The sequence below is a fragment of the Enterobacter sp. PGRG2 genome, assembly GCF_030291195.1.
GTDB lineage: Bacteria > Pseudomonadota > Gammaproteobacteria > Enterobacterales > Enterobacteriaceae > Enterobacter_D.
This window is the reverse complement of the sequence record NZ_CP127837.1, coordinates 2,468,081-2,486,538: the sequence shown is the minus strand read 5'-3', so window position 1 is coordinate 2,486,538 and position 18,458 is coordinate 2,468,081. Positions and strand designations below refer to the sequence as shown.

Annotated in this window: 15 protein-coding genes and 7 tRNA genes; 12 read left to right on the top strand and 10 right to left on the bottom strand. The window is 55.8% G+C overall.

What is annotated here, in order from left to right:
* Positions 1 to 40: 40 nt before the first annotated feature.
* The 10 genes from QRD42_RS10895 to nagE form a co-directional block, all read right to left on the bottom strand.
* Positions 41 to 754, bottom strand: coding sequence for a FliA/WhiG family RNA polymerase sigma factor (locus QRD42_RS10895; protein ID WP_318364785.1), 714 nt, complete (start codon positions 752 to 754; stop codon positions 41 to 43).
* 27 nt (positions 755 to 781) lie between these two features.
* Entirely contained in the window at positions 782 to 1,261 is a 480-nt protein-coding gene (locus QRD42_RS10890) for a flagellar basal body-associated FliL family protein (protein WP_318364784.1), read from the bottom strand.
* Positions 1,262 to 1,267: 6 nt separating this feature from the next.
* Positions 1,268 to 2,311, bottom strand: coding sequence for a flagellar hook-length control protein FliK (locus tag QRD42_RS10885; protein WP_321987092.1), 1,044 nt, complete (start codon positions 2,309 to 2,311; stop codon positions 1,268 to 1,270).
* Complete coding sequence (locus tag QRD42_RS10880; RefSeq protein WP_321987091.1) at positions 2,308 to 2,628, bottom strand: flagellar protein FliT; 321 nt, start codon at positions 2,626 to 2,628, stop codon at positions 2,308 to 2,310. Before QRD42_RS10880 ends, QRD42_RS10885 begins: the two co-directional genes overlap by 4 nt.
* 3 nt (positions 2,629 to 2,631) lie before the next feature.
* A complete protein-coding gene (fliS, locus tag QRD42_RS10875; protein ID WP_072567770.1) occupies positions 2,632 to 3,024 on the bottom strand; it encodes a flagellar export chaperone FliS in 393 nt (130 codons plus the stop codon).
* A 28-nt stretch (positions 3,025 to 3,052) separates the two neighbouring features.
* Positions 3,053 to 4,369: a flagellar filament capping protein FliD gene (fliD, locus tag QRD42_RS10870; protein WP_072567769.1), complete on the bottom strand. Its 1,317-nt coding sequence runs from the start codon at positions 4,367 to 4,369 to the stop codon at positions 3,053 to 3,055.
* A gap of 197 nt (positions 4,370 to 4,566) precedes the next feature.
* Positions 4,567 to 5,472: a lateral flagellin LafA gene (gene lafA, locus QRD42_RS10865; RefSeq protein ID WP_072567768.1), complete on the bottom strand. Its 906-nt coding sequence runs from the start codon at positions 5,470 to 5,472 to the stop codon at positions 4,567 to 4,569.
* A gap of 143 nt (positions 5,473 to 5,615) precedes the next feature.
* On the bottom strand, positions 5,616 to 7,013 hold the full coding sequence (gene chiP / locus QRD42_RS10860) for a chitoporin ChiP (protein ID WP_321987090.1): 1,398 nt from the start codon (positions 7,011 to 7,013) through the stop codon (positions 5,616 to 5,618).
* Positions 7,014 to 7,396: 383 nt separating this feature from the next.
* Positions 7,397 to 9,064 carry a glutamine--tRNA ligase gene (gene glnS / locus QRD42_RS10855; RefSeq protein WP_072567766.1) on the bottom strand — a complete coding sequence of 556 codons (1,668 nt, stop codon included), beginning with the start codon at positions 9,062 to 9,064 and terminating at the stop codon, positions 7,397 to 7,399.
* A 159-nt stretch (positions 9,065 to 9,223) separates the two neighbouring features.
* Positions 9,224 to 11,260: an N-acetylglucosamine-specific PTS transporter subunit IIBC gene (gene nagE, locus QRD42_RS10850; protein WP_321987089.1), complete on the bottom strand. Its 2,037-nt coding sequence runs from the start codon at positions 11,258 to 11,260 to the stop codon at positions 9,224 to 9,226.
* A 331-nt stretch (positions 11,261 to 11,591) separates the two neighbouring features.
* On the opposite strand from nagE, the gene nagB reads away from it, so the two are divergent.
* From nagB to QRD42_RS10790, 12 genes are all read left to right on the top strand, one after another.
* Positions 11,592 to 12,392, top strand: a complete 801-nt coding sequence (nagB, locus tag QRD42_RS10845) for a glucosamine-6-phosphate deaminase (protein WP_318364779.1) — start codon at positions 11,592 to 11,594, stop codon at positions 12,390 to 12,392.
* Positions 12,393 to 12,456: 64 nt separating this feature from the next.
* Complete coding sequence (nagA, locus tag QRD42_RS10840) at positions 12,457 to 13,605, top strand: N-acetylglucosamine-6-phosphate deacetylase (protein ID WP_072567763.1); 1,149 nt, start codon at positions 12,457 to 12,459, stop codon at positions 13,603 to 13,605.
* A gap of 8 nt (positions 13,606 to 13,613) precedes the next feature.
* Entirely contained in the window at positions 13,614 to 14,834 is a 1,221-nt protein-coding gene (nagC, locus tag QRD42_RS10835; RefSeq protein WP_321987088.1) for a DNA-binding transcriptional regulator NagC, read from the top strand.
* Positions 14,835 to 14,877: 43 nt separating this feature from the next.
* Positions 14,878 to 15,630 carry an HAD-IIA family hydrolase gene (locus QRD42_RS10830; RefSeq protein ID WP_072567761.1) on the top strand — a complete coding sequence of 251 codons (753 nt, stop codon included), beginning with the start codon at positions 14,878 to 14,880 and terminating at the stop codon, positions 15,628 to 15,630.
* Positions 15,631 to 15,904: 274 nt separating this feature from the next.
* Positions 15,905 to 17,569 carry an asparagine synthase B gene (gene asnB / locus QRD42_RS10825; RefSeq protein WP_072567760.1) on the top strand — a complete coding sequence of 555 codons (1,665 nt, stop codon included), beginning with the start codon at positions 15,905 to 15,907 and terminating at the stop codon, positions 17,567 to 17,569.
* A gap of 187 nt (positions 17,570 to 17,756) precedes the next feature.
* A tRNA-Met gene (locus QRD42_RS10820) sits at positions 17,757 to 17,833 on the top strand.
* Positions 17,834 to 17,842: 9 nt separating this feature from the next.
* Positions 17,843 to 17,927, top strand: a tRNA-Leu gene (locus tag QRD42_RS10815).
* A 22-nt stretch (positions 17,928 to 17,949) separates the two neighbouring features.
* Positions 17,950 to 18,024: transfer RNA gene (locus QRD42_RS10810), tRNA-Gln, on the top strand.
* A gap of 37 nt (positions 18,025 to 18,061) precedes the next feature.
* Positions 18,062 to 18,136, top strand: a tRNA-Gln gene (locus tag QRD42_RS10805).
* 28 nt (positions 18,137 to 18,164) lie between these two features.
* Positions 18,165 to 18,241 (top strand) — tRNA-Met (locus QRD42_RS10800).
* 46 nt (positions 18,242 to 18,287) lie between these two features.
* Positions 18,288 to 18,362: transfer RNA gene (locus QRD42_RS10795), tRNA-Gln, on the top strand.
* A 19-nt stretch (positions 18,363 to 18,381) separates the two neighbouring features.
* Positions 18,382 to 18,456 (top strand) — tRNA-Gln (locus QRD42_RS10790).
* Positions 18,457 to 18,458: the final 2 nt, after the last annotated feature.

Here is an 18,458-nt window from a genome sequence, read left to right as displayed (position 1 = left end):
TGCGAACCTGCGCGGCAGGCTCTTATTACGTAAATAAGAATTAATGTGTGGCGAAATAATCTTTAAGTTTTTGCGCGATCTTTTTATTCAACTGGCAAATTCGCGCTTCCGTCAGCCCGAGCACTAAGGCGATCTCTTTAAAATTCATATCCTGCTGGTAATAAAGAAACAGGATCTGCTGCTCTTTTTCGCTAAGGCTGCCGAGCGCTTTACCGAGCATATGCTGGGTGATCACCTGCTCTTCCAGCCGACGGCTTTCCAGCGGTACGGCGCTCTGATCGGCATCCAGCAATTCATCCAGGCTTGCGAGGCTGCCCGCCCCTTCCAGACTCAGGTATTCCCGGTAATCCTCCGCCGTGATGCCTTCAGCCGCCAGCTCGTGCGCCTCAGGTTCGCGCCCGAGGGTTTTACGCACCGCGCGGATGGCGTCATTGACCTGATGGAATTTTTGTCGCAGCGAGCGCGGACGCCAGTCCAGACTGCGCAGTTCATCCAGCACCGCGCCGCGTATGCGCTGCACCGCGTAGCCGCCAAATCCCGTATCCGGCGCGCCGTAGCGCCGGATCGCTTCCAGCAGGCCCATCAGCGCGATCTGTTCCATATCCTGCCGGTCCATCACCGCGCTGCACTGCGGCGCGAGCTGGCGAACCACTTTGCGCACCAGCGGCAGGTAAGCCTGTAAATAATGGCTCTCCTCCGCGGGCGTTAATGACGGCAGGGTCTGGAATTCCTGAATTTCCCAGGCGAGTGTCATGGTGTTATTTCCGTTATTTACCGGCGATTACTGATAAACCACTTTTTTCAGTAACACGTCGCTGTAGGGCGCGGAAATATCCCGGGCTTTTAATTGCGTTTTCAGAGCGGTGAGCAGGGTTTGTTTTATTTCGCTGACTTTTAATTTGCGCACCTCGTCGTATTCCATATCCGATAAGGTGGACACAATGATGCTCTGATATAACGGCTCGTCGGCGAGGATTTTTTTCGAGGCTTTTTCATCGTCGGCCACCATCGCCACTTCCAGCAACATATAACGATCGTTGCCGCTATTATCGTGCAGCGTGATCAGCGATTCCGGCAGGGTGACAAAGACGTCATCACCCTCTTTTTTCGCTTTCTGTTTCGTTGCGCTGGCAGCCGCCGCGTCACCTGACGCCTGGGGGGCCTGGTCTTTCATATAATAAATCGCGCCGACGGCAGCGCCGCCGCCGACGAGGATCGCGAGAGTGGCGGCAAACATGCCGACCATAAGCGTTTTTTTCATGGGCCTCTACACTTTGATCAGGACAGAATCATTCTGTCGGGTGGGGGTATCTTCTTCTTCCAGTTCGACGGCAGAGCGGATCTGCGCCGACTGCTGCTGTGACTGTCTTTCCTGCTGCTGTTGCGACTGCCCATCCTGCGAGACGTGCACCTCAACGCCGACAAAGTTCTGCCCGGTGAGCTGCTGGCGCAGGTTGTCGCTGAGCTGTTGCAGCGAGCGGCATACATCCGCCTGGCTGGCGCCGATGTGCACCACCAGCTTGCCCGCCTCCATATGTATGGCGATCTCAATCTTGCCGAGCGACGGCGGATCCAGACGAATGGTTGAGCTTTGCTGCTGCTGACCGATCTGAAAGTGGATGCGATCTTTCAACAGGCTGGTGAGCTTATCGCCCCACTCCGCGCTGTCGGTTGACAGATTCAGCGGCTGCGTCCGCGCATCGAATTCCTCCGGCGGACGCATTTCACGGGTAAAGGTGGTGCTCGCCAGTACGGACAGCGTGAGCTTGTCTTGGCGTGGCGGCGCGGCAGTCTCCACGCGGGGAGCGCTGCGCATGACGCGGGGCTTCGCGTCGGCCTGCGGCGCAGCCGTCTGGCGCGGGGCGATAGCCTGCAAATTTTCCGCCGCGCTACGCGCCAGCGTGGCCTGCTGCTGCGGGGTGTCGCCGGTGAGCGGTTGCGCGGCAAGCAGCGTCGCCATCACCGCCTGGAGTTTTGGCGAGTCGGTCAGCAGACTGGCGAGCGGATCGATCATCGGCTGCGCGTCGGTTTTGCTCTGCTCTCCCGCGCGGGCGGCCATCTGCATCAGCGGCGCAACGGCGTCGGGCCTGGGATCTGTGGCAGAGGGCGTCAGGAAGTGCGCCAGCAGCAGATCCAGCTGTTCGCGCGGATCGGCAATGATTTTCTCCGCCGGATGCGGCTTTTCAGCGTGCTTGCGATGATGATCGTCAGGCAGCGAAAAGCCCGCCACGCTGCCCTCCCCTTGCGGCTTCACAGGGAGCGCGGAAAGCAGTTGCCCCATGGCTTCGGAAAGTAATGACAGGGTTTTCATGATTTTTGCTCCGCCACCAGATTGACCATCGAATAGGCCAGCCGCCCCTCCTGCTGCTGACGGTGCTTTTCCATCCGCGCCGCAAGCTGAGCGGCACGCGCCTCGCGGCGGGCGATCATCTGCGCGAAGCCGTCACGCAGGCGGGCTTTCACCTGCGCCAGTTCGTCAGGGGAAGGCGCGGCGTCGCGGTACTGCGCAAACAGCATCATCAGCCGCTGGCGCAGCGCGGGCAGGCGTCGCCAGCGCTGTTTGTCGAGGCTCTCGTTCATCGTGTCCAGCAGGCTCTCTATTTGCAGGCGTAGTGCGTTGCTTGTCATAGATCAGCCCAGTTTTTGCGCCAGGCCTTCCCAGCCTTCGCGCAGGTTAGAAAGGATCAGCACCACTTCGTCGACTTTCGCCGTCGACATCTGGCCGCTGGCTTCATACAGGCGGTAGACGCAGTGGTCATAAAGCCGCGCGAGGTTGAGCACCAGATCGCCGCCGTTTTCAAACTCCAGCGAGCTGGTCAGGGCGTTAAGAATGTCGATGCATTTGTTGATGCTTTGCGCTTTGCGCTCGTAGCGTTTGTTTTCGATATGGCTCTTTGCCCGTTCCAGCTCGTCCATCAGCCCGGCGTAGAGCACCAGCACCAGATCCAGCGGCGAAGCTGACGCGGTGCGGGCGGCCAGATCCATCTCTTTGTATTGGGTGTAACCATTATCTGAAGCGTACATCGTTGTTTTGACCTTTTTGGACGGCGGCTTACATGAATGCCGCCATGCTCATTTTCATGCTTTCAATTTCAACCAGCGTGGAGGTGAACTCCTCCAGATAGCGTTCGTAAGAGGTGTTGTAGCGGGTCTTCAGGTCATCCACGCTGTTGGTGACTTTTTCCTGTTTGTCGTCGAGGTTGCTCTGCCGCTGCGAGATGATGCCGTCGGTGTCGTCAAGCCAGGTCTCCATCAGGCTGTCGAGCTGGGCGGTCATGCTGTCCGGGCCGACAAAAAGCGCGGTCAGGCCGTCCGGGTTTTCTTCCATCGCCTCGTCGAATTTTTCGCTGTCGATTTGCAGGTGCCCGTCAGGATCCAGCGTGATGCCGTAGTCGACGATGGACACGCCGTTATAGCTGGCGTGGGTGATGTCCTCGATCTGGCGCTCCAGCGAGGAGATCCCCGCGTCCCCCGCCAGCGGCCCGGCCGATCCGGTGCCGCCGCCGTTGGTGGTCAGCGCGTCCAGGGTATCCACCAGCGTGTTATAGGCATCGACAAAGGTCTGCACCTTTTCCTGCGAGGCGCCGGAATCGTTTTTGACGTTGAAAGTCAGGGGTTCACCCTCGGCGGATTCTTCGGCGAAGGTGATGCTGACGCCGGGAATAAGATCGGTGTAGGTGTTGCTGCTGCTGGTGATCATTACGCCGGTTTCCGGCGAGCTGCCGAGATACACCACCGAGTCCTGCGCCACCGCCAGATCTTTCTGGTTGCTGATGTCGGTGGCGAACGCCGACGCCGGATCGACGCCGCTGGCGGAGACGGTAAAGGCGTTTTCCGCCCCGGTTTCATCGGCGGTAAGCATCAGGGTGGTGCTGCCATCGGTGTTGACGATGGTGGCGGTGACGCCCGGATTGTCCGGCGAATCGTTAATGGCATCCGCCAGCTCTGCCACCGATACGCTGCCGTCGCCACTGGAATCGACCGTGCTGAGATCGATGTCCATTTCACTGTCACCCATGGTGATGGTGAAAGTGCCGCTATTCGGAATATCGCCGTCGGCAAAGGCCAGCGTGGACTGCTGCGCGGTGGCCAGCTGGTCGACGAAGAAGGTGTAAGAGCCTTCCGCAGCGGTGGAGTCGGCAGTAATGGTCGCCGAGTCGTTGTTGGCGGTAACGGTGTTAACCACCGGGCCGCCCGTCTCGCTGTTCAGCGCATCCACCGCGCTCTGAAAGGCGGTCAGGGCGCTGTCCAGACTCTCCAGCGCGCTGGTCTGGGTATCGATGTCGTTTTGCTGGCGCGCCAGCGACGATGCCTTGGTGGAGATATCCATCAGGGCGAATTTTTTCGCAATCTGCTGCGGGTTAATCATTTTTTGCTCCGTTCAGATTTCATGGCTCATAATTAGCAATTGCCATGCCAATAATTTTACCCATTAAAATCAATAAGATAATTACAGGCGGAAAGGCGTTTTCCGCTTCGCGCGGAAGGTTTTTTCCCTCTGTGCGGCAGCGGGCGGCAAAAAAAAACACCGCCCGAAGGCGGTGCTTTGACTGGACGTCAGGCCGATTACTGCAGCAGGCTGGAAACCATGCCGGACATGCTGTTGGACTGTTTCAGCATGGTGATGCTGGTCTGCATCAGCACCTGCTCTTTGGACATGTTGGACGCTTCCGCCGCGTAGTCGGTATCCATGATGTTGCCGATCGCCACGTTGGTGTTGTCCTGCATGCTTTGCAGGTTGTTCGCGGTGTCGTTCAGACGGTTGATGGACGCACCAAGCGTGGACTGGATTTTGCCAACCGCGCTCATCACGTTCTGAATGCTGTCGATCGCGGCGGTCGCGGAAGCAGAAGACATCAGCTCAGTGCCGCTTACGCCGGTGCCGCCGCCTGCGCCGTCAGTACCGAAGTCATCCGCAAAGGAGGCGCTCAGGGCGCTCAGGGACGTGGTCAGCGCGTCAACCTGGGAAGAGATGTTGACGGTCATCTGGTCAGTGGCTTCAGAACCCACCTGGAAAGTCACGCCGGATGCCTGGGTGAACAGACCGCTGGCGGATTTGTTGAACAGGTTGGTGCCGCCGTAAGTGGTGTTCTGCATCATGTCAGACATTTCCTGTCCCAGTTCGTCGAACTCGGACTGCATGGCTGCACGGTCATCATCGCTGTAGGTTCCGTTCGCTGCCTGTGTAGCGAGGTCTTTCATGCGACCCAGAATGTCATTCATCTCGTCAAAGGTGCCGTCAGCGGTTTGCAGCATCGCAGTTGCATCGGCGATGTTGCGCTGGGCAACCGCCATGCCGTCAGACTGTGCAGTCAGGCGGTTAGCAATCTGTTTGCCTGCCGCATCATCCGCAGAGGAGTTGATACGGTTACCGGTGGCCAGGCGTTCCATGGACTGGCTCAGAGAGGCATTGCTTTTGTTGATGGCGTTGACAGCGGCCATAGAGGCGGCGTTGGTATTAATAGATAACATTTTCCTGCTCCTTGAATTTTATGGGTCTCAGTCGAGATGTAGTGGTAAAGCGACCACCGGGAGCAAAAATTAAATGGCGGGAAAAAAAATTTAAAAAAAACCCGCTCAGCGGAGCGGGTGAGGAAATCCGGCAACTGCCGGGGTCAGAAAATGGTGAATGGCGCGATAACGATAAACTTCACGTCACGCTCATCCTGGAAGATGTTGCCGTAGCCACCGCTGTAGCTGGGGATGTCGGAGTGGTTGCCGTACTGGGTGAAGTGCAGCTTAAACATCGTACCTTTGGCGCGACCGTCCTGCAGGGTATACACCGCATCGAGGCTGTAGGCCGATTCTTTCAGGCGATAGTTCGGATCGTAGTACGCATCCGGCGTCGCCATCTCTGCCGGTTTCGCGTCCCAGGCATAAACATAAGACGCGCCCACCTGCCAGCCCGGCAGATTGAAGTTTTTCAGATCGTACATCGCACCGAAGAACACCGCTTTTTCACCGTCGGCGTTAAAGTCGGAACGGTTATCCCACCACACGTCCAGTCGACCATTCGATGAAGCATAGGTTGGCGTCATACGTTGCAGGAAGTAGCCCTGCTGCCCTTCCGCTTTTACCCAGGTGCCTTCGAGACGCAGATCGACATCCCCTATTTTATAGCCGAAGGTCAGCGCCTGTAGCCAGGCGGTGCTGTCATAGATGTCGTTGACGCTGCCGTCGCTGACCTTATCGCGGGTGCCGTAGAACTGGTATGAGGTGGAGAGCGGGCTGCCGGCAATATCAAACTTGTAGCTGGCTTTCGCGAAATACTGATCGATATAGCCTTCGGCCTGACCAAAGGCGGCTTCCAGCAGCAGATCGTTTTTAAAGTCATACTTCGCCCCCAGCGAGTGCAGATAATCCACTTTGGTTTTCTGATCGTTCTGGTAGAAATCGTCCATCTCCAGATGCCAGGGCGCTTTGTACTCGTTGGTCCACATGTACGAGAAGCTTAGCGCGCCCGCGTCGCCATAGTCGAAGTTAGCGCCCGCTTCCGCGCCTTTATAGGTGCCCGGCATAAAGCTCCAGTGTGGGGCCAGCAGCGTTTGTCCGGTGGGCTGAATATAGCCCGCCCGCGCCCAGACCGGGCCGTATTTAAACTTAGCGGCGGCTTTGTACAGGCTGACCCCGCTCTTATCGCCGGACCAGTCTTCGTCGTAGGCTTTGTTGCTGGAGGAGAATGCGATTTCGTTCGGGTGGCCGCTGTCGCCGTTTTCCGCCATTTCGATGGCGGTAAAGGCCGCAATGTCGATACCAAACATATCGGCGGCATAGCCCGACTGGAAATCGAGGTTGGCGTTCCAGGTGGAGTGCGAAAGGTTGGTTTTGTATTTGTCTTCGTTGACGTCTTTCCGGTCGCGCTCGCGCTGCCAGTAATAGACGCCGCCGGTAAGGGTGGAGTCGTCAATAAATCCGGCGGCGCTCGCCTGCCCGGACAGCCCCCAGCCCGACATTGCGGTGACGCCGGCAACAGCCAGCGCCAGCGTACTACGTTTGCCACTGAACGTACGCATAATGGTTCCTCTTTGACATAATAAAACTCGCCTGCAAGCGCAGAAGCGATAAATAAAAAAAGTTAAATATAACCGTCGCTTATGAGTCATAAACTCGCCGTTCCGGTGCCATAAAGATTATTTTTCGCGTCGCGAATTATCAACACAATTTACCGGGGAAAAGATGAGACTATGACGCAGTGCACATAAAAAGTTACATCTGGCAACAGGCGGCTGAGCAGTACACTGTACGGGGGATGTTCAGACGGAAAATAAGCCCGCGCTGAAACGAAGCGCTGAGTTTAATTTGCAGCGCGAATGGAAGAGAGTGAGGAGATCATGGCCATAAAAAATGCCGGTCAGCGTTCACTGACCGGCATTCTGATAGCCTGAGATTGACGCGATTACTCGCCGACTTTCGCCCAGGTATCGCGCAGACCTACGGTGCGGTTAAACACCATTTTGTCGGCGGTGCTGTGGCGACCATCGAGGCAGAAATAGCCTTCGCGCTCGAACTGGTACGCTTTTTCTGGCTGCGCGGCCTTCAGACCTGGCTCCGCAAAGCCCTGTTTGATCACCAGCGATTCCGGGTTGAGAGTGGCGAGGAAATCTTCCGCCGCGCCCGGGTTCGGCACGCTGAACAGACGATCGTAGAGGCGGATCTCAACCGGCAGCGCATGGGCGGCGCTCACCCAGTGGATCACCCCTTTCACCTTGCGGCCGTCAGCCGGATCTTTACTCAGCGTCTCCGCATCGTAAGAGCAGAAGATGGTGGTGATGTTGCCTTCCGCGTCTTTTTCCACGCGCTCAGCTTTGATCACATAGGCGTTACGCAGACGCACTTCTTTACCCAGTACCAGACGCTTGTACTGTTTGTTGGCTTCTTCGCGGAAGTCAGCGCGATCGATCCAGATTTCACCGCTGAACGGCACCTCACGGCTGCCCATTTCCGGTTTGTTCGGATGATTCGGCATGGTGACCATTTCGCTTTCATTCTGCGGGTAGTTTTCGATAACCAGCTTAACCGGGTCGATAACCGCCATCGCGCGCGGCGCGTTTTCGTTCAGATCTTCACGAATGCAGGACTCCAGCGACGCCATTTCAATGGTGTTGTCCTGTTTGGTGACGCCGATACGTTTGCAGAACTCGCGAATGGCCGCAGCGGTGTAGCCGCGACGACGCAGACCGGAGATGGTCGGCATACGCGGATCGTCCCAGCCTTCCACGTGCTTGTCGGTGACCAGCAGGTTCAGCTTACGCTTGGACATCACGGCGTATTCCAGATTCAGACGCGAGAACTCGTACTGACGCGGGTGAACCGGAATGGTGATGTTATCCAGCACCCAGTCGTACAGGCGACGGTTGTCCTGGAACTCCAGCGTACAGAGCGAATGGGTGATCCCTTCCAGCGCATCGCTGATGCAGTGGGTGAAATCGTACATCGGGTAGATGCACCACTTGTTGCCGGTCTGGTGGTGTTCGGCAAACTTAATGCGGTACAGCACCGGATCGCGCATCACAATAAACGGCGAAGCCATGTCGATTTTGGCGCGCAGGCAGGCGGTGCCTTCTGCGAAGCCGCCGGTACGCATTTTTTCGAACAGCGCCAGGTTCTCTTCCACGCTGCGATCGCGGAACGGGCTGTTTTTGCCCGGCGCGGTCAGGGTGCCGCGGTATTCGCGGATCTGATCGGGGGTCAGTTCGTCAACGTAGGCAAGGCCTTTGTTGATCAGCTCAACCGCATACTGATGCAGTTGATCGAAATAATCAGAGGAGTAGCGCACGTCGCCGGACCAGTGAAAACCAAGCCACTGCACGTCGTTTTTGATCGAGTCTACGTATTCGATGTCTTCTTTTACCGGGTTGGTGTCATCGAAACGCAGGTTGCACTGGCCCTGATAATCCTGGGCGATGCCAAAGTTCAGGCAGATGGATTTCGCGTGGCCGATATGCAGATAACCGTTCGGCTCCGGCGGAAAACGGGTGTGCACGGTGCTGTGCTTACCACTGGCCAGATCTTCATCAATAATCTGGCGGATAAAGTTACTCGGGCGGGCTTCTGCCTCACTCATCGCGGATTCCTCAAAGCGTCAATAACGTATAACGGGATATGATCTTATAAGCCGGACGCCGAGACAACCTTTAAGTTGCACAAAAAGCGCGATTACGGGAATGACAGGCAAAAAAAAGCGGCAGGATGATCCCGCCGCCTTTATCACTGCGTGGTGTGATTAGCCTTTGATTTCAAACAGCGGCGTTTGACCCGCCACCACATGACCTTCGGCGTTGATCACCAGGCCACGGAAATCGTCAATGTTGCTGCACACGACCGGGCTAATCATGGAACGCGCGTTAGCGTTCAGATAGTCCAGATCCATTTCCAGCACCGGCTGACCAGCCGTGACCGTTGCGCCCTCTTCCACCAGACGGGTAAAGCCCTGACCGCCCAGCGCCACGGTATCAATACCCATGTGCACCACGATCTCAGCACCTTTGTCGGTTTCAAGGCAGAACGCATGGTTGGTGTTGAAGATTTTTACGATAGTCCCGGCCGCCGGGGAAACCACCAGTTTATCCGTCGGTTTCACCGCTACACCGTCACCAACAGCTTTGCTGGCAAAGGCTTCATCTGGCACCTGATCCAGCGCCACGACGTCACCCGTTACCGGCGATACTAACTGCGCGATAGTCGCGGCATTCGGCACGGCCTGGGCTGCGGCAACCGGCGCGGCAGCAGCAGGGGCGGTGCTGGCAGCGGCACCGGTTGCCGGCGCTGCCGGAACATCACCGGTGGTTTTCATGGCATTGGCAATTTTTTCCGCCACAAACCCGACGATAATCTGCACGCTGGTTTTGTTCAGACGGATCACGCCGGTTGCGCCGAGGCGTTTTGCCAGCGCTTCGTTGACCTGCGAGGAGTCTTTCACGTTAAGACGCAAACGGGTGATACAGGCATCGATACCGGTCAGGTTGGCAGAGCCGCCGACCGCCGCGATGTACTGACGCGCCAGGCCGTTGATATCCTGATCTTTACCGTCGGTGCTGATATTCACGTCCTGACCATCGGATTCATCACCGGCAACCGCCAGCTCACGACCCGGGGTCATCAGGTTGAATTTGGTGATCGTGAAGCGGAACACCACATAGTAGATCACGAAGAACACCAGACCCTGCAGGATCAACATGTACCAGTGCGTGGCCAGCGGGTTGCGGGACGAGAGCACCATATCCACCAGACCGGCGCTGAAGCCGAAACCGGCAATCCACTGCATGCTGGCGGCGATGAATACGGAGATACCGGTCAGCACGGCGTGAATAACGTACAGCACCGGCGCCACGAACATGAAGGAGAATTCCAGCGGTTCAGTGATGCCGGTAAAGAAGGCGGCAAAGGCGCCAGCCATCATGATACCCAGCACTTTCGCTTTGTTCTCCGGACGCGCGCAGTGATAAATCGCCAGCGCTGCCCCCGGCAGACCGAACATCATGATCGGGAAGAAGCCCGCCTGATAACGACCGGTGATACCGACAACCGCTTTACCTGCTTCGATAGACTGTGCGCCGCCGAGGAAGTTAGGGATGTCGTTGATGCCCGCCACGTCGAACCAGAACACGGAGTTCAGCGCGTGGTGCAGACCCACCGGGATCAGCAAGCGGTTAAAGAAGGCGTAAACGCCCGCGCCCACGGAGCCGAGTTTCTGGATCTGTTCACCGAAGTTCACCAGGCCATCAAAAATCACCGGCCAGATGTACATCAGAATAAAAGCGACGATGATCATCACAAAGGAGGTGAGGATCGGCACCAGACGGCGACCGCTGAAGAAGGAGAGCGCCTTCGGCAGTTCTACGCTGCTGAAACGGTTGTACAGCTCAGCGGAGATAATACCCACCAGGATGCCCACAAACTGGTTGCTGATTTTGCCGAATGCTGCCGGTACCTGGTCCAGAGGGATTTTCTGGATCATGGAAACCGCTGCGGGCGAGCAGAGCGTGGTTAATACCAGGAAACCAACAAAGCCGGTCAACGCCGCCGCGCCGTCTTTGTCTTTTGACATGCCATACGCCACGCCAATGGCAAAGAGTACGGACATGTTGTCAATAATGGCCGACCCGGATTTAATGAAGAACGCCGCCAGTGCGTTATCACCACCCCAACCCACGGGGTCAATCCAGTAGCCGACACCCATTAAAATTGCTGCGGCAGGCAGCGTGGCGACCGGCACCATAAGCGCGCGGCCAACCTTTTGCAGATAGCCTAAAATACTCACTTTTATTCCCCCTATGAAACCCTGTCAGGCTTCATCACAAGCAGTTTTTTTTATAGTCCGACCAGCCTGAAGCAAAGGCTATTTTTCACTTACTGAATGAGTGTGTAAAAAATTAATTCGCCCCGCAAATTAAACACCCTTTTTTTGTGATTAAAATCACCAAATATCGTTATTGACCCTCCCTTCCGCTGGCTAACAAACAAAACTTATTTTATGATTCAAAAAATCAAGACGGATTGTTGCCACTCGACGGCTATACTGCGTTACCCTTACAAGAGCAGGCAGAATGCCCAACCCGTCCATTTATTTATCTAAATTGTAGAGGTGAAACATGAGACTGATCCCCCTGGCAACCGCCGAACAAGTCGGAAAATGGGCTGCCCGTCATATCGTTAATCGCATCAATGCCTTCAAACCAACGGCGGATCGTCCGTTCGTGCTGGGTCTGCCAACCGGGGGCACTCCCCTCACTGCGTATAAAGCTCTGGTAGAAATGCATAAAGCGGGCCAGGTTAGCTTTAAGCACGTGGTCACCTTTAATATGGATGAATATGTCGGCCTGCCGAAAGAGCATCCGGAAAGCTATCACAGCTTTATGCACCGCAACTTTTTTGATCACGTTGATATTCCCGCAGAAAATATCAATCTGCTGAATGGCAATGCGCCAGATATTGACGCAGAATGCCGTCAGTATGAAGAAAAAATCCGCGCGTACGGCAAAATTCACCTGTTTATGGGCGGCGTGGGCAACGATGGGCACATCGCGTTCAACGAACCGGCGTCCTCACTGGCTTCCCGTACCCGTATTAAAACGCTGACCCACGATACCCGCGTGGCGAATTCCCGCTTCTTTGATGGCGATGTGGATCAGGTGCCAAAATATGCGCTGACCGTGGGCGTGGGTACGCTGCTGGATGCGGAAGAAGTGATGATCCTGGTGCTCGGCAGCGTGAAAGCACAGGCGCTGCAGGCGGCGGTGGAAGGCAACGTCAACCACATGTGGACCATCAGCTGTCTGCAACTGCACCCGAAAGCGGTGGTGGTATGCGATGAGCCGTCCACCATGGAGCTGAAAGTTAAAACGCTGAAATATTTCAACGAATTAGAAGCTGAAAATATTAAAGGTCTGTAATTACGTTTCCGTCCTTCCTCTACGATCTGTGAAGGACGGAACGCCATTTTTACCGGGGGTCGTTATGTATGCTTTAACCCAATGTCGGATTTTTACCGGCCATGAAATTCTGGATGACCATGCGCTTATTGTCGCCAATGGCCTGATCGACCGTCTCTGCCCGCTGGCGGATCTGCCGCCTGATATTGAGCAGCGTTCACTGGCAGGCGCCATACTGGCCCCCGGCTTTATTGACGTGCAGCTCAACGGCTGCGGCGGCGTGCAGTTTAACGATACCGCAGAAGCCGTCAGCATCGAAACCCTGGAAATCATGCAGCGCGCGAATGAAAAATCGGGCTGCACCAGCTACCTGCCGACGCTGATCACCACCAGCGACGATCTGATGAAACAGGGTGTGCGCGTGATGCGCGAGTATCTGGCGAAGCATCCGCATCAGGCGCTGGGTCTGCATCTGGAAGGGCCCTGGCTGAATATGGTGAAGAAAGGCACGCACAACCCGGAATTCGTGCGTAAGCCGGATCCCGCGCTGGTGGATTTCCTCTGCCAGAACGCCGATGTCATCACCAAAATCACTCTCGCGCCGGAAATGGCGGGCAGCGACACCATCAGCAAACTGGCGGCCGCCGGTATTGTGGTATCCGCCGGACATTCCAACGCGACCCTGAAAGAAGCCAAAGCGGGCTTCCGCGCAGGGATTCGCTTTGCGACGCATTTATTCAATGCCATGCCGTACATCACCGGACGCGAACCGGGTCTGACGGGTGCTATCCTCGACGATGCAGATATTTATTGCGGTATTATTGTTGATGGTTTACATGTTGATTACAGTAATGTGCGTCTCGCTAAGCGTCTGAAAGGCGAGAAACTTTGCCTGGTGACGGATGCCACTGCCCCGGCAGGCGCAAACATTGAACAGTTCATTTTTGCTGGTAAAACAATATACTACCGGAATGGACTCTGCGTTGACGAAAACGGCACGCTGAGCGGTTCTGCCCTGACGATGATCGAGGGGGTTAAGAATCTGGTGGAGCATGTGAATATCGCGCTGGATGAAGCCCTGCGTATGGCCACGCTCTACCCGGCTCGCGCCATTGGCGTTGACAAGCAGTTAGGCAGTATCGCGCCGGGGATGGTCGCTAACCTGACCGCCTTCACCCGCGATTATAAAGTAATCAAGACCATCGTTAATGGTAACGAGGTCGTCACCGGGTAAGTAAAAGAATGACATCAGGCGGACAAGCTCAAATTGGTAACGTTGACCTCGTTAAACAACTTAACAGTGCGGCCGTTTACCGCCTGATCGACCAGCACGGGCCTATCTCGCGTATTCAGATCGCCGATCACAGCCAGCTTGCGCCCGCCAGCGTCACCAAAATCACCCGCCAGCTCATTGAGCGTGGGCTTATCAAAGAAGTCGACCAGCAGGCCTCCACCGGGGGCCGCCGGGCGATTTCTATCGTCACCGAAACCCGCAATTTTCACGCCATCGGCGTCCGTCTGGGCCGTCATGACACCACCCTAACGCTGTACGATTTGAGCAGCAAAACGCTGGCGGAAGAGCACTACCCGCTGCCGGAACGCACCCAGGAAACGCTGGAACATGCGTTGCTGAATACCATCGCTTCCTTTATAGAGAGCTGTCAGCGCAAAATCCGCGAACTGATCGCCATCTCGGTGATCCTGCCGGGGCTGGTGGATCCGGAAAGCGGCGTGATCCGCTATATGCCGCACATTCAGGTGGAAAACTGGGCGCTGGTGGAGGCGCTGCAAAAACGTTTTAACGTCACCTGTTTTGTCGGTCACGATATTCGTAGTCTGGCGCTGGCGGAGCACTATTTTGGCGCAAGCCAGGACTGTGAAGACTCCATTCTGGTGCGCGTGCACCGTGGCACTGGGGCTGGGATCATCTCCAACGGGCGAATTTTTATTGGCCGTAATGGTAATGTCGGCGAGATCGGCCATATCCAGGTAGAACCGCTGGGGGAGCGCTGCCACTGCGGTAACTTTGGCTGCCTGGAAACCGTCGCCGCCAACGCCGCTATCGAACAGCGCGTGCGTCATCTGCTGGAACAGGGCTATCAGAGCCGCGTGACGCTGGAAGATTGCTCCATCAAAGCCATCTGTAAAGCCGCCAACAAAGGCGATCCCCTCGCCTGCGAAGTGGTTGAATATGTTGGCCGTCACCTCGGGAAAACCATCGCCATCGCCATTAACCTGTTTAATCCGCAGAAAGTGGTGATTGCCGGTGAGATCGTTGAGGCGGAAAAAGTGCTGCTGCCGGCCATTGAAGGCTGCATTAATACCCAGGCGTTAAAAGCGTTCCGTAAAAACCTGCCGGTGGTGCGCTCGACCCTCGATCACCGCTCGGCGATCGGCGCCTTTGCGCTGGTTAAACGTGCCATGCTTAACGGCATTCTGCTGCAACGGTTGCTGGAAAGCTGAGGCGATCATATAGTCGGGCCTTCATTTTTTATCCGGGTAGTCCATGACCATTAAGAATGTAATTTGTGATATTGACGGCGTGCTGATGCATGACAACGTTGCTGTACCGGGCGCCGCTGAGTTCCTGACGCGGGTGATGGAAAAAGGCATGCCGCTGGTGTTGTTAACCAATTACCCGTCACAAACCGGCCAGGATCTGGCGAACCGCTTTGCCTCGGCGGGCATTGACGTGCCGGACAGCGTGTTTTACACCTCCGCCATGGCGACCGCTGATTTTCTTAAGCGTCAGGAAGGAAAAAAAGCCTACGTGGTGGGCGAAGGCGCGCTGATCCATGAGCTGTATAAAGCCGGATTTACTATCACCGATATCAATCCTGATTTTGTGATTGTCGGGGAGACCCGCTCTTACAACTGGGAGATGATGCATAAGGCGTCCTTCTTTGTAGCCAACGGCGCGCGCTTTATCGCCACCAACCCGGATACGCACGGTCGCGGCTTCTATCCGGCCTGCGGCGCGCTGTGCGCGGGCATTGAGAAAATCTCTGGCCGCAAGCCGTTCGTGGTCGGCAAGCCCAGCCCGTGGATCATCCGCGCGGCGCTGAACACCATGCAGGCGCACTCTGAACATACGGTGATCGTCGGCGATAATCTGCGCACCGATATTCTGGCCGGTTTCCAGGCCGGGCTGGACACCATTCTGGTGCTCTCCGGCGTCTCGCAGATTGATGACATTGATGATATGCCGTTCCGTCCGAGCTGGATTTACCCGTCTGTCGCTGAAATCGACGTGATCTGATGCACAGTTGCCCGGCGGCGCATGCTTGCCGGGCCTGCGAACTGCCGGGCGTTATTTCGTTCCCGGGTAAATCACCCCATTCAATAAAACCCGTCAAAAATTACCGATCCGTTAATTATTGCGGTCTTCTCCTGTGCAATTTTCATGAATCGACAACGCTCATTGCACTATTTATTGCCGACCCGCTAAAAGGCTTGCGCCCCCTGCTCCTTTGCGGCATTTTCATTAACAGGCGATAAGACAACGCACCATTACAGGGTTAACGGAGAAGGTTATGTGTTCGATTTTTGGCGTACTGGATATTAAAACTGACGCGGTTGAGCTGCGTAAAAAAGCACTGGAGCTGTCTCGTCTGATGCGCCATCGCGGCCCGGACTGGTCCGGCGTCTATGCCAGCGATAAAGCCATCCTTGCCCATGAGCGTCTGTCGATTGTTGACGTCAACGCTGGCGCCCAGCCGCTGTATAACGAACAAAAAACTCATGCGCTGGCCGTTAACGGTGAAATCTACAACCATCAGGCGCTGCGCGCTGAATACAGCGAACGTTATGCCTTCCAGACCGGCTCTGACTGCGAAGTGATCCTCGCGCTGTATCAGGAAAAAGGCCCGGAATTCCTCGACGATTTGCAGGGGATGTTTGCCTTCGCCCTCTATGACAGCGAAAAAGACGCTTACCTGATTGGCCGCGACCATATCGGTATTATCCCGCTGTATATGGGCTACGACGAACACGGCAACATGTTTATCGCCTCAGAAATGAAAGCGCTGGTGCCGGTGTGCCGCACCATTAAAGAGTTCCCGGCAGGCAGCTATTTGTGGAGCAAAGATGGTGAGATCCGCAGCTACTACCAGCGTGACTGGTTCGACTATGACGCGGTGAAAGACAACGTCACCAATAAAGAACAGCTGCGCAATGCGCTGGAAGAGGCGGTGAAAAGCCACCTGATGTCTGACGTGCCTTACGGCGTGCTGCTCTCCGGCGGCCTGGATTCATCGGTTATCTCGGCTATCACCAAAAAATACGCCGCGCGCCGCGTGGAAGATCAGGAGCGTTCAGAAGCCTGGTGGCCGCAGCTGCACTCCTTCGCCGTGGGCCTGGTCGGTTCACCGGATCTGAAGGCCGCGCAGGAAGTGGCGAACCATCTGGGCACCGTGCACCATGAAATTCATTTCACCGTGCAGGAAGGGCTGGACGCGATCCGCGACGTGATCTATCACATTGAAACCTATGATGTGACTACCATTCGCGCCTCGACGCCGATGTATTTGATGTCGCGTAAAATCAAAGCGATGGGCATTAAAATGGTGCTCTCCGGCGAAGGGTCTGACGAAGTGTTCGGCGGCTACCTCTATTTCCATAAAGCGCCGGATGCCAAAGAGCTGCACGAAGAAACTGTGCGTAAATTGCAGGCGCTGCATATGTTCGACTGCGCCCGCGCCAACAAAGCGATGTCCGCCTGGGGCGTGGAAGCGCGTGTACCCTTCCTGGATAAAAAATTCCTCGATGTGGCGATGCGTATCAACCCGCAGGATAAAATGTGCGGCAACGGCAAGATGGAAAAACATGTGCTGCGCGAATGCTTCGAGTCCTATTTACCGGCCAGCGTGGCATGGCGTCAGAAAGAGCAGTTCTCTGATGGTGTAGGCTACAGCTGGATCGACTCGCTGAAAGAAGTGGCGGCGCAGCAGGTGACCGATCAGCAACTGGCCACCGCAAGCTACCGTTTCCCGTACAACACGCCGTCGTCAAAAGAAGGCTACCTGTACCGCGAGATTTTTGAAGAGCTGTTCCCGGTGCCAAGTGCCGCAGAATGCGTGCCTGGCGGTCCGTCAGTGGCCTGTTCGTCGGCCAAAGCCATTGAATGGGATGAAGCCTTCAAAACCATGAACGATCCATCAGGCCGCGCGGTGGGCGTTCACCAGTCCGCTTACAAATAAGTCCGTGTTATTATTACAGGCCCTGCGGGGCCTGTTTGCTTTGGTTGCTGAATAATGCGCCAGGCTGTTCACAACCCAACCAAACAGTCACAATCCGGCAATTTTCGATGAAAAAGGTGTTGACCATCATCGACCCAATACGCATAATGCGCCCCGCAACGCCGATAAGGTAACGCGAAAAAAAGATGGCTACGTAGCTCAGTTGGTTAGAGCACATCACTCATAATGATGGGGTCACAGGTTCGAATCCCGTCGTAGCCACCATCTTTTTTTGCGGGAGTGGCGAAATTGGTAGACGCACCAGATTTAGGTTCTGGCGCCGCAAGGTGTGCGAGTTCAAGTCTCGCCTCCCGCACCATTCCCAGTAAGCGTTGCACGGATGGGGTATCGCCAAGCGGTAAGGCACCGGTTTTTGATACCGGCATTCCCTGGTTCGAATCCAGGTACCCCAGCCACTTTTCTTCGACTCCTGTGTATTAACACGTCAGTCGTTGGGGTATCGCCAAGCGGTAAGGCACCGGTTTTTGATACCGGCATTCCCTGGTTCGAATCCAGGTACCCCAGCCAGTCGATGGCTGGTAAAGCAGTAAAATTTGGCTACTTAGCTCAGCTGGTTAGAGCACAGCACTCATAATGCTGGGGTCACAGGTTCGATTCCCGTAGTAGCCACCATATTCTGGAAGCGTCTTATAAAGAGGCTTTAGCAGTAAAAAATTGTTGGGGTATCGCCAAGCGGTAAGGCAGTGGATTCTGATTCCACCATTCCGAGGTTCGAATCCTCGTACCCCAGCCAATTTATAGCAACACCCTGTTGGGGTATCGCCAAGCGGTAAGGCTCTGGTTTCTGATACCAGCATTCCGAGGTTCGAATCCTCGTACCCCAGCCATA